A 14,074-nucleotide genomic window follows, 5' to 3' on the forward strand; every position below is an offset into this window, starting at 1 on the left:
GGGGTCTGGGGACTCCCCCCAAGTAAGAGGTGAATCCTCTGCACGGCCCAACTAGGGCCGTAATTACAACGTTTTGCGTGAGTACTAGCTCGCCATGCGGCGGTGCGCGTCCTCGAGTCGGTCCGCGATGCTGCCGTTGATGATCTCGTCGCCGACCTGCACCGTGATCCCGCCGAGGACCTCGGGGTCCACGTCGAGGTTCAGGTGCATCTGGCGGCCGTAGACCTTCGCGAGGGCGGCACCGAGGCGCTGCTTCTGCTGGTCCGAGAGGGGCACAGCCGAAGTGACGACGGCGACCATCCGGTCACGGCGGTCCGCGGCCAGCTTGGACAGGGACTCGAGTCCCGATTCCAGGCTACGTCCACGGGGCGCGGTCACAAGGCGCTCGACCAGCCGCTCCGTCACCGCGTTGGCCCGGCCACCGAGCAGGCTGCGCAGCAGCTCGCTCTTGGCCGCACCTGAGGCGGCGCGGTCGGTCAGCGCGGCCCGGAGACCGGTGTCCGACGAGACGATCCGGCCGAACCGGAACAGCTCGTCCTCGACGTCGTCCAGCGCGCCGGCCTTCTGCGCGCCGGTCAGCTCGGCGAGGTTGGTGAGCTCCTCGAGGGCGTCCACCAGGTCACGCGACTGCGACCAGCGCGAGCGGACCAGGCCGGCCACCAGGTCGGCGGTCTCGCCGCCCACCTGCCCGCCGAGCAGCCGCCCGGCGAGCTCGGCCTTGGCCTCACCGGACTGCGACGGGTCGGTCAGGACCCGGCGCAGCGAGACCTCGCGGTTGAACAGCGCGGTGACCTGGGCCAGCTCGTCCGTGAGCTGCCGCACGTCCACCGAGGTGTTGTCGGTCAGCGCGTCGAGACGCTCGCGCGCGGCCGCGAGGGCCTCGCGGCTGGCTCCGTGCGCTGTCATCGAGCCGCCTCGGCCTTCTCCTCGAGCTCGTCGAGGAAACGGTCGATGGTGCGGCTCTGCCGTGCGGAGTCCTCGAGGGACTCGCCGACGAGCTTGCCGGCCAGGTCGGTGGCCAGCTGGCCCACGTCCTGGCGCAGCGACTGCGCGGCGGCCTTGCGGTCGGCAGCGAGCTGCGTGTGACCTGCGGCGACGATCTCCTCGCGCTGCCGCTGGCCTTCGGCGCGCATCTCGGCGATGAGCGTGGCGCCCTGCTCCTGCGCCTCCTGGCGCAGACGCGCGGCCTCGTGCCGTGCCTCGGCGAGCTGAGCCTTGTACTGCTCAAGAACGCTCTGGGCCTCGGTCTGAGCGGCCTCGGCCTTCTCGATACCGCCCTCGATCGCCTCCCGGCGCTCTTCCAGAACCTTGTTGATGTTCGGGAGGAGCTTCTTCCAGAAGAAGAAGAAGACGATGGCGAAGGCGATGGCGCCGACGAGCAGCTCAGGACCCGGCGGGACGAGCGGATTCTGCTCTTCCTCGGCCGCCAGCTGAACCAGGTTGGCGATCACATCAGTGCCTTTCGTCGAAAAGTGTCAGTAAGCAGTGATTACTTACCGAACACGAACGGCATGACGATGCCGATGAGGGCGAGCGCCTCACAGAAGGCGAAGCCGAGGATCTGGTTGGCGCGGATCAGACCGGCAGCCTCGGGCTGACGGGCCAGGGCCTGGGTGCCGTTACCGAAGACGATGCCGACGCCGATGCCGGGGCCGATCGCGGCGAGGCCGTAGCCGATGGAGCCGAGGGAGCCGGAGACGCCTGCGGCGAGTTCGAGGGTCGCGGACATGCCGTTACTTCCTTCTCTTTCAAGGACCGGTGGGGGTTGGCCACCGGGCGATCTGGGGGGCTACTTGAGCCGGGGGGGCACTCAGTGGTGCTTGGCGAGAGCGCCCTGAATGTAGGTGGCGGAGAGGAGCACGAAGACGTACGCCTGGACCGCCTGCACGAAAAGTTCGAAGAGGATCATGACGATGGTCATCACGAACGAGACACCGGCGGCCGGGATCATCCAGCTGTTCAGCAGGTACCAGGAGGCGACGGTGAACATCACCAGCATCAGGTGACCGGCGAACATGTTGGCGAAGAGTCGCACGGCGTGCGTGAACGGCCGCACAAGCAGGTTCGAGAAGAACTCGATGAACGACACGAGCCACTTGATCGGGCCGAGCGAGTTGTCGTAGCCGGTGATGTTCTTCCAGCCGCCGACGAATCCGTGGCGCTTAAAGGTGAGCGGCACCCAGATGAAGTACACGATGGCCGCGAGCACGATCGGGTACGCGATGACCGACGAGACCGGGAACTGGGTCAGCGGGATCACGGACCAGATGTTCATGATCCAGATGAAGAAGAACATCGAGACCATCAGGGGGACGTACTTCTCGCCCTCCTTCTTGCCCATCGTCTCGTAGACGATGCCGCGGCGTACGAAGTCGTAGCCGGCCTCACCGATCATCTGCAGCTTGCCCGGGACGACCTTGGACTTGCCGAACGCCATGTAGAAGAAGCTGACCACGACGAGGGTCGTCAGCAGGGCGAGCAGCATGACCTTGTTGAACTCGAACCCGCCGACCTCGAAGATCGGCTTGAAGAGGAACGAGTGCAGGCCCGGAGCCGGGAAGCCACAGCCGTTGTCGGACATGATCCGACAGCTCCAGTCAAAGGCGAGCTCAGTTTGGTCAGCACTCACCGCGGGCTCCTTCGGCGTGACGCATAGGTACGGCAACCTCGTTGTCGTGTCGGCGCGGCGCGCAGCCGCGATTCGGCACCAGACTGGTGTTTCGGATGTGGGCGCGGCGTTCAGGCATCGAGCCTCGCGATCGTGCAGGCGTCAGCTCAGATGCCCGCGCCAGCAGTGCCGCAGTTGGCACCGGACGATAGCAGCATCTCGAACGCGCATTTATCCCGGCCCTACCCTTCACGTCGAGGACCCCGACTTCTCCGGCTTGTCCTTCTGCTCGGAGTCGGGTTCAACGTAAAGGATCTTGGCCTTCATGAACGCGCGGGCCTGCGACGCCATCCACACGACGGTCGCGACCACAAGACCCACGGCGAATGCCTTGGGGTTGAACAACGTGGTGTCCTTGAAGAGAGCCACGAAGACAAGAAGCAGCAGGAGTTGGGCGACGTAGAGCATCAGCCCCATCGCCTGGAACAACTGCGGAAGCGATTTCGCCGTGCGCTGGAGTACGAACATCCCGAGCCCCATGAAGGCGATGACCACCAGTGTGCCGACGACCGCACCGAGCGCTCCCTTGCCGCCCGCGACCACGGCACTGACCGCAGCGGTGATCGCACCGGCGGCAGCAGTGGGTACGGCGGACTGAAGGAGAGTTCGGGTGTCTTGAGACGGCATGGCGGCGCTCCGCTTACTGATGGGGGCAGGGTGTCGTCATGGACGAGCGTAGTCCGGGGTCGAGAGTGTCCCTCGGGCCAATGGACCGTCGCACTACGGTCCTTCGGCTCTATCCCCTGGTTTCGTGAACGGTATCACAAACTATTTGATGAGGTCTTTACCTGCTAGGTGTGCTCGCTGTCACACATGAGAGTTAACCCGCGCGTCTGTGCACGCAGCGCGGCAACTTGTCTGGTATTGGGCGAGTTTGACGCAGGCGTCAGCTCGACGACTCGGCCTTGTGCCGATCCTCGAAGCGCGAGCGGGTGCCAACGGCCGTCGCCCCGTTGACGCCTGACCCGACCGGAGGACGGTCCTCTGCTTCCGCTCCCGTCTCGTCCGTCGCATCCGCCCCGTCGGCCGCGGGGGCGGTCGAGGCCGCTCCCTTGCGCCGCCGGTAGCGCGGCGGCACGAAGGACTCGGCCCAGCGCGGGATGTGCGGGGTGAACCGCGGCAGCAGGAGCAGCACGAGGCCCACCGCGCTCAGGGCGACGATCGCGAACAAGATCCACATGCTGGCCGAGTGGACCGAGTAGGCCACCGTCCCGAAGCCGATCAGGGCCGACCAGAAGTACATGATCAGCACTGCACGGCTGTGGGAGTGGCCGATCTCCAGGAGGCGGTGGTGGAGGTGTCCGCGGTCGGCGGCGAACGGCGACTTGCCGTTCCACGTACGCCGGACGATCGCGAGGACCAGGTCGGCGAACGGGATCGCGATGATCGTCAGCGGCATCAGGAGCGGGATGAAGACCGGGAGCATCGCGTGCGTGGCATCGCGGGTGCCGCCGAAGTTCAGCTTCAGGGCGTCGCCGTCGATCTGCCCTGTGGCGGAGATCGCACCCGCCGCGAGGACCAGACCGATCAGCATCGAGCCCGAGTCCCCCATGAAGATCCGGGCGGGATGGATGTTGTGCGGCAGGAAGCCCAGGCACATGCCGATCAGGATCGCGGCGAAGAGCGTCGCGGGGGCCGCGGCCTCGATGCCGTAGCCGTACCAGAGGCGGTAGGCGTACAGGAAGAACGCCGTGGCCGCGATGCACACCATGCCCGCGGCGAGGCCGTCGAGGCCGTCCACGAAGTTCACCGCGTTGATGGTGATCACGACGAGCGCGACCGTCAGGAGCGTGCCCTGGCCCTGGTCCAGGAGGACCATGCCGTAGCCCGGGACCGGGATCCACAGGATCGTCAGGCCCTGGAGGACCATGACGCCCGCGGCGATCATCTGGCCGCCCAGCTTGATCAGGGCGTCGATCTCGAACTTGTCGTCAAGGACGCCGATCAGCCAGATCAGCGCGGCACCGGAGAGCAGGGCGCGCGGTTCGTTGGACCGCTCGAAGACGTCGTTCAGGTTCGGCAGGTGGTCGGCGACAAGGAGACCGGCGCACAGCCCGAAGAACATCGCGATACCGCCGAGCCGGGGCGTTGGCTCCCGGTGCACGTCGCGGGCGCGGATCTCCGGCATGGCGCCGGCCACGATCGCGAACTTCCGCACCGGGCCGGTCAGCAAGTAAGTCACCGCGGCCGTGATGCAGAGCGTCAGCAGGTATTCACGCACGGGCTTCCCCACAGGTATCGCTGGCCATCTCAGCCCCACACCCTAGCTCTGCGTGCATACGGTTGGGGACTTCCGGGTAGCGACGATGGTTGCACGAGTACGCGCCTTCCCCTGACGCGTCTGCCCCGACCTAGTCCGGATACGGCGGAAATCTGCCCACCAGTTCACGCACTTCCTCTCGTACTTTCGAGTCGTTCGCCTCCTTGGACTGCTCACCCACCGCGTCGGCGAAGAGCCCCGCGATCCGCATCATCTCCGCGTCCCCCATGCCCTGCGTGGTCACGGCCGCGGTGCCGAGCCGCAGTCCGCGCCCGTCGGCGTAGGGCAGGGCGCACGTGTCGAGGACCAGGCCGCAGGCGGCGAGTCGGCCGCGGGCGGTGTGCGCGTCGATGCCCAGGGGCGTGGTGTCGGCCAGGATCAGATGCGTGTCGGTGCCGCCGGTGGTGATCGCGCAGCCCGCGGCGGCCAGGGCCTGGGCGAGGATGCGGGCGTTGGCGACGACCTGATGGGCGTACGCGGTGAAGGCCGGGGTCTCCGCCTCGCCGAACGCGACCGCCTTGGCGGCGATCGTGTGCATCTGCGCACCGCCCTGCGTGAAGGGGAACACGGCCCGGTCGATGCGTGACGCGAGCTCGGCCCCGCACAGGATCAGGCCGCCGCGCGGGCCGCGGAGCACCTTGTGGGTCGTGGCGCAGACGACGTCGGCGTACGGCACGGGGTTGGGGGCCGCTCCCCCGGCGACCAGGCCGATCGGGTGGGCCGCGTCGGCTATGAGGTACGCCCCCACGTCGTCGGCGATGTCGCGGAAGGCCGCGTAGTCGATGTGCCGGGGGTAGGCGATGGAGCCGCAGACGATCGCCTTCGGCCGGTGCGAGCGGGCCAGGACGCGGACCTGGTCGTAGTCGATGAGGCCGCTCTCCGGGTCGACGCCGTAGCCCACGAAGTCGAACCAGCGCCCCGAGAAGTTCGCGGGCGAGCCGTGCGTGAGGTGGCCGCCGTACGGCAGGCCCATGGCCAGGACCGTGTCGCCGGGGCGCAGCAGGGCGGCGTACGCGGCCAGGACCGCGGAGGAGCCGGAGTGCGGCTGCACATTGGCGTGCTCGGCGCCGAAGAGCGCCTTGGCGCGGTCGATGGCGATGCGCTCGGCGACGTCCACCAGCTCGCAGCCGCCGTGGTGGCGGGCGCCGGGGTAGCCCTCGGCGTACTTGTTGGCCAGCGGCGAGCCCAGGGCCGCCAGGACCGCCGGTGAGGTGAAGTTCTCGGCGGCGATGAGCTGGAGGGACGACGCCTGGCGGTCCTGCTCGGCCAGGAGGACCTCCGCCATCTGGGGGTCCGCGCCGCGGAGCGCGGCGAAGTCAGCGGGCGCCGTCGCGGCGGCGGTGGGTGCGGTGCTGACCGGCATCTTGGGCTCCGGGCCTCGCGAGGGGTGAGGGTCCCTCCAATGTAGGCCTGCCACACGGTGCCCGCGCGGCGTCGGCCCGATCTTTCCGCGAGATGCGAGGCGACACGAAGAGAAAGGTTTACGCCTTGGCCCGCACGCCCGTCAGCGCCGTCACCACCGGATCCAGCGCTTCGTTGATCTCGTCGCCCACCGAGCGGAAGAAGGGCAGCGGCGCCCCGTAGGGGTCGTACACCTCGTCCGCCTCTGCCGTGGGCGCCAGGAGCCAGCCACGCAGCGCCGCGGCGGCCCTCACCAGGGCCCTGGCCCGCTCGACGACGCCCCCGTCGACATCAGGCAGCGTCGCCGGGTCTATGGCCCGCACGAGCCGCGTGAACTCCTTGAGGGTGAACGTGCGAAGACCCGCCGAGTGGCCCATCGAGATGACCTGCGCCCGGTGGTCCCGGGTCGCCGTCAGGACGAGGTCCGCACGGATGACGTGCTCGTCGAGGAGTTCGCGCCCTTTGAAGCCGGAGGCGTCCGCTCCGAAGTCCGCGAGCACCGCCTCGGCGTTGGTCTCCATGGGGGCGCCCTCGTGCCCCCACGTGCCCGCGCTCTCCACGATCAGGCCGCCGGTGAAGGGATCACCCAGGCGGTCGGCCAGGGCATGCCTGGTCAGCCGCTCGGTGATGGGCGAGCGGCACACATTGCCGGTGCTGACGTGGAGGATGCGGAACGAACCGGGATAAGCCGCTATGCCACGCCCCGTCTCAGGGGCTGTCAATTCGCCACCTCGAGGTCGGGTACCACCTTGCGGAGCTCCTCCGCGTCCAGGGCACCCGCGCGCAGCAGTACCGGCACCTTCCCGGTGACGTCCACGATCGAGGAGGGGACGATGCCCGGCGTCGGGCCGCCGTCCAGGTACACGGAGACGGAGTCGCCGAGCATCTCCTGCGCGGCGTCACAGTCCTCCGGGGCGGGGTGCCCGGTGAGGTTCGCCGACGAGACCGCCATGGGGCCGACCTCGGTGAGCAGTTCGATGGCGACGGGGTGCAGCGGCATCCGGATCGCGACGGTCCCACGGGTGTCCCCGAGGTCCCACTGGAGCGAGGGCTGCTGCTTGGCGACCAGGGTCAGCGCACCGGGCCAGAAGGCGTCGACGAGCTCCCAGGCCGACTCGGAGAAGTCGGTGACCAGGCCGTGCAGCGTGTTCGGGGAGCCGATGAGGACAGGAGTGGGCATATTGCGGCCACGGCCCTTGGCGTCGAGCAGGTCGGCGCATGCCTCCGGCGTGAAGGCGTCGGCACCGATGCCGTAGACGGTGTCGGTGGGCAGGACGACCAGCTCGCCACGGCGGACGGCCGACGCGGCCTCGCGCAGACCGGTCGTACGGTCGGTCGCGTCATTGGTGTCGTATCGCCGTGCCATCTAGCTGGCCTCCTCGTACACGTACTGCTGGCTTGAAGTGGGTGTGCTCACGGCATCGCCTTGCGGGCGGTCGCGAACCTCGGCCGGTTGTTGAGGTCGGGGTGGTCGGCCGCGTCGGCCCAGCCCCGCTCCTCGGTGAAGATCCACGGCACCTGGCCGCCCTGGGTGTCGGCGTGCTCGATGACGACGACTCCGCCGGGCCGCAGGAGGCGGTGTGCGGTGCGCTCGATGCCGCGGATCAGGTCGAGGCCGTCCTCGCCGGAGAAGAGCGACAGTTCCGGGTCGTAGTCCCGGGCTTCCGGAGCGACGTACTCCCACTCCGTGAGCGGGATGTACGGCGGGTTCGAGATGAGGAGGTCGACCTGGCCGTCGAGCTCCGGCAGGGCGTCGCGCGCATCGCCCTGGGAGAGCTTGACCCTGGACCCCTCGACGTTCTTGCGCGTCCACTTCAGGGCGTCCTCGGACAGCTCCACGGCGTGCACACGCGAGCGCGGGACCTCCTGCGCCATGGCCAGGGCGATGGCACCGGAGCCCGTACACAGATCGACGATGAGCGGCTCGACCACGTCCATCGCGCGCACGGCGTCTATGGCCCAGCCGACGACCGACTCGGTCTCGGGGCGCGGCACGAAGACACCGGGGCCCACCTGCAGTTCGAGATAGCGGAAGAAGGCGCGCCCGGTGATGTGCTGGAGCGGCTCACGGGCCTCACGGCGCGCGATCGTCTCCCAGTAGCGGGCGTCGAAGTCGGAGTCCTTGACGGAGTGCAGCTCGCCCCGCTTCACGCCGTGCACGAAGGCGGCGAGCTCCTCCGCGTCGTTGCGCGGCGAGGGCACGCCGGCGTCGGCCAGCCGCTGGGTGGCCTGGGCCACTTCCGCGAGCAGCAGGTTCACGCTGGTCCTCCGGGGCTGAGCTGAGCGATGGGCGGGTGCGGGCGTGGCTCAGGCTGCCGCGAGCTTGGCTGCGGAGTCCGCGTCGACGCAGGCCTGGATGACCGCGTCGAGGTCTCCGTCGAGCACCTGGTCCAAGTTGTACGCCTTGAAGCCGACGCGGTGGTCCGAGATCCGGTTTTCCGGGAAGTTGTACGTCCGGATCTTCTCGGAGCGGTCGACGGTGCGGACCTGGCTGCGACGGGCGTCCGCCGCCTCCTTCTCCGCTTCCTCCTGAGCCGCGGCAAGGAGCCTGGAGCGCAGGATACGCATCGCCTGCTCCTTGTTCTGCAGCTGGCTCTTCTCGTTCTGGCAGGACGCCACGACGCCGGTGGGCAGGTGCGTGATGCGCACCGCGGAGTCGGTGGTGTTGACCGACTGGCCGCCGGGGCCCGACGAGCGGTAGACGTCGATGCGCAGGTCGTTGGCGTGGATCTCCACGTCGACCTCCTCGGCCTCGGGCGTCACCAGGACGCCGGCCGCGGAGGTGTGGATCCGGCCCTGCGACTCGGTCGAGGGCACGCGCTGCACGCGGTGCACGCCGCCCTCGTACTTCAGGCGCGCCCAGACACCCTGGCCGGGCTCGGTCGCGCCGTTGCCGCCCTTGGTCTTCACGGCGACCTGGACGTCCTTGTAGCCGCCGAGCTCGGACTCGGTGGCGTCGATGATCTCGGTCTTCCAGCCGACGCGCTCCGCGTACCGCAGGTACATGCGAAGGAGGTCGCCGGCGAAGAGCGCCGACTCGTCGCCGCCCGCGCCCGCCTTGACCTCGAGGATGACGTCCTTGTCGTCGTTGGGGTCCCGGGGCACCAGGAGGAGCCGCAGCTTCTCGGTGATCTCCTCGCGCTGCTTCTCCATGTCCTTGACCTCGGCGGCGAACTCAGGGTCCTCCGCGGCCAGTTCACGGGCCGTCGTGATGTCCTCGCCGGTCTGCTTCCAGGCGCGGTACGTCGAGACGATCGGGGTCAGCTCGGCGTAGCGCTTGTTGAGCTTGCGCGCGTTGGCCTGGTCGGCGTGGACCGAGGGGTCCGCGAGCTTTGTCTCCAGATCGGCGTGCTCGCCGATCAGTTCCTCGACCGCCTCGAACATCGGGGTCTCCTGAGTTTTCTACGCGAAGGTTCTGCGCGACATGGCGACGCGGCATGGCTGCTGCGATCAGACGGCAAAGCGCCGGTCCCAACCGCCCCCTCCCGGGGGCGGCCGAAGACCGGCGCAGTGGCTCGCTACTTGTTGGCGGCGGCAGCCTTGCCGAAGCGGGCCTCGAAGCGGGCCACGCGGCCACCGGTGTCGAGGATCTTCTGCTTGCCCGTGTAGAACGGGTGGCACTCGGAGCAGACCTCGGCGCGGACGGTGCCGCTGGAGATCGTGCTGCGGGTGGTGAATTCGGCGCCACAGGTGCAGCTGACCTGGGTCTCGACGTACTCGGGGTGGATCTCGCGCTTCAAGGTGTCTCCTAGTTTCGGGAGGGCGCCGGGTCGTACGCGCGGATTGCTCGTACGTGAACCGGGGCCGACGTACCAGTCTGCCAGGACCGGCCGCATCTGCCCAAACCGGGGTGGGAGCTGTTCTATTCCCGGCGGGCTACTAACTCCGCTAGTTGCTGGTCACGACGTCGCTCGCGTCGCCCTTGTCGCCCGCGGACTTCTCGGTGGCGGACTTGGGGATCGGCTTGTCGGCCTTGAGCGCCGCCCAGACCTGCCGGTCGGCCTTCTCCAGGGGAAGGACGCGGTTGGGGTCGGCGGGGTCGTACTGGATGGGCAGGGTCACCATCTTCATGTCGCCCGCGCCGATGCCCTTGAGGCCGCCGGCGAAGCCCGCCAGGCTCTTGACGTCGTTCAGGTCCGAGTCGGTGGTGATGGCGCTGGTCGCGTCGTTCGCCAGGTCGTAGAGCTTCTTCGGGTTGCTGAAGACGCCGACGTCGTTGACCTGGTGGATCAGGGCCTTGATGAAGGCCTGCTGCAGCTGGATGCGGCCGAGGTCGCTGCCGTCGCCCACGCCGTGCCGGGTGCGGACCAGGCCGAGGGCCTGCTCGCCGGTGAGCTGGTGCGTGCCCGCGTCGAGGTTCAGATGGCTGTCCTTGTCGCGGATGGCCTTCTTGGTGGTGATCTCGACGCCACCGAGGGTGTTGATCAGCTTCTTGAAGCCCGTGAAGTCGACTTCCACATAGTGATCCATCCGGATGCCGGACATTTTCTCCACGGTCTTGACGGCACAGGCGGGGCCGCCGACCTCGTACGCCGTGTTGAACATCTGCCGCTGGCCACCGGGATCCGTCTCGCCGTCGTCCGTCTTGCACTCGGGGCGGGATATGAGGGTGTCGCGGGGTATCGAGACGACGCTGGCCGTCTTGTGGCCCTTGTTCACGTGCACGACCATCGCCGTGTCCGAGCGGGCGGCGCCCTCGTCCTTGCCGTACTTGGCGTTGTCGCCGGAGCGGGAGTCGGAGCCGAGGACGAGGATGTCCTGCGAGCCGTTGTCGACGTTCTCGGGGCGGTCCGTGCCGAGCGCCGCGTTGATGTCGACGCCCTTGATGTTGCCGTTGAGCTTGAAGTACACGAAGCCGAGGCCAGCACCGCCGAGGACGACCACCGATGCCGCGGTCCACGCGGTGACGACGAGGACCTTCCGGCGCTTGTCGCGCGGCTTGCGACGCCGACCGCCACCGCCCTTGGGGCGCTTCGGTGCCGTATCCGCGGGTGCGCTCTCGTCGGTCATGTGCTCCTCAGTCCTCGTCGGGTCGGTTACCCCCTGCTTTCAGGGTCAGGCACGGTTTGTCGTCAGTAGTCAGCGTTCTGTCGTCACTAGTCAGACGTGGAAACCGAAAGAAGGGTTGCACAGCGCTTTGTGGGCGCCCCGGCGCGCGCTCGTGACGCATCGTGCACTCCCGCCCCGCCCTTCCAGCTTCTCACCTGCGGTTTTTTCCGTCATGGGGCTACTGCCCGTGACCGTAAGAATCTCTTAGGTGTGTGGCCAAGGTCATTCAGCGCAAAGGGCCGCCCCCGCCGGATGACGGGAGCGGCCCTTTGCGTGCGCGATTCGCGCGAGGACTACACGAGGACTAGTCGTTGCCGTTGCCCGGCGTCGGGGTCGTCTTCGCGATCTGCATGAGGAACTCGGCGTTCGACTTCGTCTGCTTCATCTTGTCGAGAAGCAGCTCGATGGCCTGCTGCGAGTCGAGCGCGTGCAGCACCCGGCGCAGCTTCCAGACGATCGCGAGCTCCTCCGCGTTGAGGAGGATCTCTTCCTTGCGGGTGGAGGACGCGTCGACGTCCACCGCCGGGAAGATGCGCTTGTCCGAGAGCTTCCGGTCGAGCTTGAGCTCCATGTTGCCGGTGCCCTTGAACTCCTCGAAGATCACCTCGTCCATGCGCGAACCGGTGTCGACGAGCGCGGTGGCGAGGATGGTCAGCGAGCCGCCGTCCTCGATGTTGCGCGCCGCACCGAAGAAGCGCTTCGGCGGGTAGAGCGCGGTCGAGTCGACACCACCGGACAGGATGCGGCCGGAGGCCGGGGCCGCCAGGTTGTACGCACGGCCCAGGCGGGTGATCGAGTCGAGGAGCACGACCACGTCGTGACCCAGCTCCACGAGACGCTTGGCGCGCTCGATGGCCAGCTCGGCGACCGTGGTGTGGTCCTCGGCGGGACGGTCGAAGGTCGAGGAGATGACCTCGCCCTTCACCGACCGCTGCATGTCGGTGACCTCTTCCGGACGCTCGTCGACCAGGACGACCATCAGGTGGCACTCGGGGCTGTTCGTGGTGATCGCGTTCGCGACCGCCTGCATGATCATGGTCTTGCCGGTCTTCGGCGGAGCCACGATCAGACCGCGCTGGCCCTTACCGATCGGCGACACGAGGTCGATGATGCGGGTGGTGAGCACGCCCGGGTCGGTCTCCAGACGGAGCCGGTCCTGCGGGTAAAGGGGCGTCAGCTTGTTGAACTCCGGTCGCCCGCGCCCGGATTCGGCCGCCATGCCGTTGGCCGAGTCGAGGCGGACGAGCGCGTTGAACTTCTCGCGGCGCTCGCCGTCCTTGGGCTGACGGACGGCGCCGGTGACGTGGTCACCCTTGCGCAGGCCGTTCTTGCGGACCTGGGCGAGCGACACGTACACGTCGTTCGGGCCCGGGAGGTAACCCGAGGTCCGGATGAACGCGTAGTTGTCGAGGATGTCCAGGATGCCCGCGACGGGGATCAGTACGTCGTCGTCGGCGACCTGCGGCTCGTTGGCGCCGCCGAACTCGTCGCGGCCACGACGGCCACGGCGGTCGCGGTAGCGGCCACGGCGGCCGCGACGGCCACCCGCCTCGTCGTCGAAGTCGTCCTGCGGGCCGTTGTCCCGCTGGTCGCGCTGCTGACGGTCCTGGCGGTCGCCACGGTCCTGGCGGTCCTGACGGCCGCCGCCCTGCTGGCGGTTGCCCCCCTGCTGCTGGTCGTCGCCCTTGTTGCCACGGCGGTCACGGTCGCGGCCACGGCCCTGACGGTCGCGGTCACGGCGCTCACGGCGGCCGTCGGCGTTGTCACCCGAGCCGTCGCCCTTGGCCTCGGACGAACCGTCCGTCCTGGCCTCGTTCTTGGCGTCGTTCTTCGGCTCGCTCTTCGCCTCGGCGGTGACCGTCTCGGGGCTGCCCGCGTCGGCGGTGGCACGGCGACGGCCGCGACGCTCGCCCTTGTCGGCACCCGCGGGCTGGCCCGGGATGTCGATCTGCTGCTGGGCGGTGGCCTCTTCGGCCTTGGCGCCTGCGGTCTGCTCGGCCTTGTCGGCCTTGCTCGCCTTGGTGCCCTTGTCCGTGCTCGCTGCGGTGTCCTCGCCCGTCCGGGCCTTCGAGGTTGCGCGTCGCTTGGGCTTGGTCTCGGCGTCCGTGGCGGACGCGGACGGCGCGGCACTCTTGGCGGGGGCACCGCCCCCGGCCTGCGCCTCCTTGATGACCTCGATCAGCTGGCTCTTGCGCATCCGCGCGGTGCCCTTGATACCGAGGCCGGATGCGACCTGCTGCAGTTCCGCCAGCACCATGCCATCGAGGCCGGTGCCGCGGCGCCGCCGGGACCCGGCCGAAGCACCGGTGGCAGGCGCCGCAGAGGCGTCCGTGGCGGGCGTGTCGGCAGTCACGCCCATCAGATCGGTGGTGTCGCTCACGAAGGGTCCTTCCCTGGAGCGGACGTCGGCCTGTCTGGCTCGGCGACCGGTTGTGCTGTCCGGAGGTCCTCTGGTGTGTGGACCGTGCCGGGGCGGTGGTCCGCCAACGCGCGGCGGAAGAATTCACTGGTGATGGCGAGTCCCGGTGAGGTGCCACTGAGGTGCGGTGTCACTCGGCTCGGTCACGCCGGTTCCGGAGCGTGCTCGGCGCTGCTCAATGCGAGACACAGAGCAGTTTGGGAGGCTCCCGGAAGGATGGATGTCCCGGACGGGGACACAAAGCACCTCGCCATGGTGGGGTCGGGTGCAGACTTGA

General features: G+C 68.6%; 14 protein-coding genes. All 14 read right to left on the reverse strand.

Annotation, left to right across the window (positions count from 1 at the left end; all coding sequences use genetic code 11):
- Window positions 1–84: 84 nt before the first annotated feature.
- Window positions 85–906, reverse strand: coding sequence for a F0F1 ATP synthase subunit delta (locus ABZ833_RS24455; protein ID WP_361050001.1), 822 nt, complete (start codon window positions 904–906; stop codon window positions 85–87).
- Window positions 903–1,451, reverse strand: coding sequence for a F0F1 ATP synthase subunit B (locus ABZ833_RS24460; protein ID WP_344530660.1), 549 nt, complete (start codon window positions 1,449–1,451; stop codon window positions 903–905). Before ABZ833_RS24460 ends, ABZ833_RS24455 begins: the two co-directional genes overlap by 4 nt.
- A 38-nt stretch (window positions 1,452–1,489) precedes the next feature.
- On the reverse strand, window positions 1,490–1,729 hold the full coding sequence (gene atpE, locus ABZ833_RS24465) for an ATP synthase F0 subunit C (protein ID WP_055564408.1): 240 nt from the start codon (window positions 1,727–1,729) through the stop codon (window positions 1,490–1,492).
- Window positions 1,730–1,810: 81 nt separating this feature from the next.
- Window positions 1,811–2,581, reverse strand: coding sequence for a F0F1 ATP synthase subunit A (atpB, locus tag ABZ833_RS24470; protein WP_361050787.1), 771 nt, complete (start codon window positions 2,579–2,581; stop codon window positions 1,811–1,813).
- 276 nt (window positions 2,582–2,857) lie between these two features.
- Window positions 2,858–3,295 (reverse strand): hypothetical protein, encoded by a 438-nt coding sequence (locus ABZ833_RS24475; protein ID WP_361050005.1) that lies wholly within the window; start codon window positions 3,293–3,295, stop codon window positions 2,858–2,860.
- Between the two features lie 259 nt (window positions 3,296–3,554).
- The gene (locus ABZ833_RS24480; protein WP_361050008.1) at window positions 3,555–4,889 is read right to left on the reverse strand and encodes an MraY family glycosyltransferase; all 1,335 of its coding nucleotides are present in this window, start codon (window positions 4,887–4,889) and stop codon (window positions 3,555–3,557) included.
- A 130-nt stretch (window positions 4,890–5,019) separates the two neighbouring features.
- On the reverse strand, window positions 5,020–6,291 hold the full coding sequence (gene glyA, locus ABZ833_RS24485) for a serine hydroxymethyltransferase (protein WP_361050011.1): 1,272 nt from the start codon (window positions 6,289–6,291) through the stop codon (window positions 5,020–5,022).
- A 118-nt stretch (window positions 6,292–6,409) separates the two neighbouring features.
- On the reverse strand, window positions 6,410–7,051 hold the full coding sequence (locus ABZ833_RS24490) for a protein-tyrosine-phosphatase (protein ID WP_249587744.1): 642 nt from the start codon (window positions 7,049–7,051) through the stop codon (window positions 6,410–6,412).
- Window positions 7,048–7,695, reverse strand: coding sequence for an L-threonylcarbamoyladenylate synthase (locus ABZ833_RS24495; protein ID WP_249587745.1), 648 nt, complete (start codon window positions 7,693–7,695; stop codon window positions 7,048–7,050). Before ABZ833_RS24495 ends, ABZ833_RS24490 begins: the two co-directional genes overlap by 4 nt.
- 47 nt (window positions 7,696–7,742) lie before the next feature.
- Complete coding sequence (gene prmC / locus ABZ833_RS24500; RefSeq protein WP_361050016.1) at window positions 7,743–8,588, reverse strand: peptide chain release factor N(5)-glutamine methyltransferase; 846 nt, start codon at window positions 8,586–8,588, stop codon at window positions 7,743–7,745.
- 48 nt (window positions 8,589–8,636) lie between these two features.
- Window positions 8,637–9,713 carry a peptide chain release factor 1 gene (gene prfA / locus ABZ833_RS24505; protein WP_361050019.1) on the reverse strand — a complete coding sequence of 359 codons (1,077 nt, stop codon included), beginning with the start codon at window positions 9,711–9,713 and terminating at the stop codon, window positions 8,637–8,639.
- Between the two features lie 134 nt (window positions 9,714–9,847).
- Window positions 9,848–10,069: a 50S ribosomal protein L31 gene (rpmE, locus tag ABZ833_RS24510; protein ID WP_249587748.1), complete on the reverse strand. Its 222-nt coding sequence runs from the start codon at window positions 10,067–10,069 to the stop codon at window positions 9,848–9,850.
- A gap of 148 nt (window positions 10,070–10,217) precedes the next feature.
- Window positions 10,218–11,339, reverse strand: coding sequence for an LCP family protein (locus ABZ833_RS24515; protein ID WP_361050023.1), 1,122 nt, complete (start codon window positions 11,337–11,339; stop codon window positions 10,218–10,220).
- 343 nt (window positions 11,340–11,682) lie between these two features.
- Window positions 11,683–13,758: a transcription termination factor Rho gene (gene rho / locus ABZ833_RS24520; RefSeq protein ID WP_361050026.1), complete on the reverse strand. Its 2,076-nt coding sequence runs from the start codon at window positions 13,756–13,758 to the stop codon at window positions 11,683–11,685.
- Window positions 13,759–14,074: the final 316 nt, after the last annotated feature.

Origin of the sequence: Streptomyces sp. NPDC047525, from assembly GCF_040643025.1 — a bacterium.
Classification (GTDB): Bacteria; Actinomycetota; Actinomycetes; order Streptomycetales; family Streptomycetaceae; genus Streptomyces; species Streptomyces durmitorensis.

Bases quoted from the DNA above. Each gene is read 5' to 3' on its own strand.
- ABZ833_RS24495 (WP_249587745.1), bottom strand. From the start codon at position 7,695: ATGGCACGGCGATACGACACCAATGACGCGACCGACCGTACGACCGGT.
- ABZ833_RS24515 (WP_361050023.1), bottom strand. From the start codon at position 11,339: ATGACCGACGAGAGCGCACCCGCGGATACGGCACCGAAGCGCCCCAAG.
- ABZ833_RS24475 (WP_361050005.1), bottom strand. From the start codon at position 3,295: ATGCCGTCTCAAGACACCCGAACTCTCCTTCAGTCCGCCGTACCCACT.
- prfA (WP_361050019.1), bottom strand. From the start codon at position 9,713: ATGTTCGAGGCGGTCGAGGAACTGATCGGCGAGCACGCCGATCTGGAG.
- ABZ833_RS24455 (WP_361050001.1), bottom strand. From the start codon at position 906: ATGACAGCGCACGGAGCCAGCCGCGAGGCCCTCGCGGCCGCGCGCGAG.
- atpE (WP_055564408.1), bottom strand. From the start codon at position 1,729: ATGTCCGCGACCCTCGAACTCGCCGCAGGCGTCTCCGGCTCCCTCGGC.
- glyA (WP_361050011.1), bottom strand. From the start codon at position 6,291: ATGCCGGTCAGCACCGCACCCACCGCCGCCGCGACGGCGCCCGCTGAC.
- atpB (WP_361050787.1), bottom strand. From the start codon at position 2,581: ATGTCCGACAACGGCTGTGGCTTCCCGGCTCCGGGCCTGCACTCGTTC.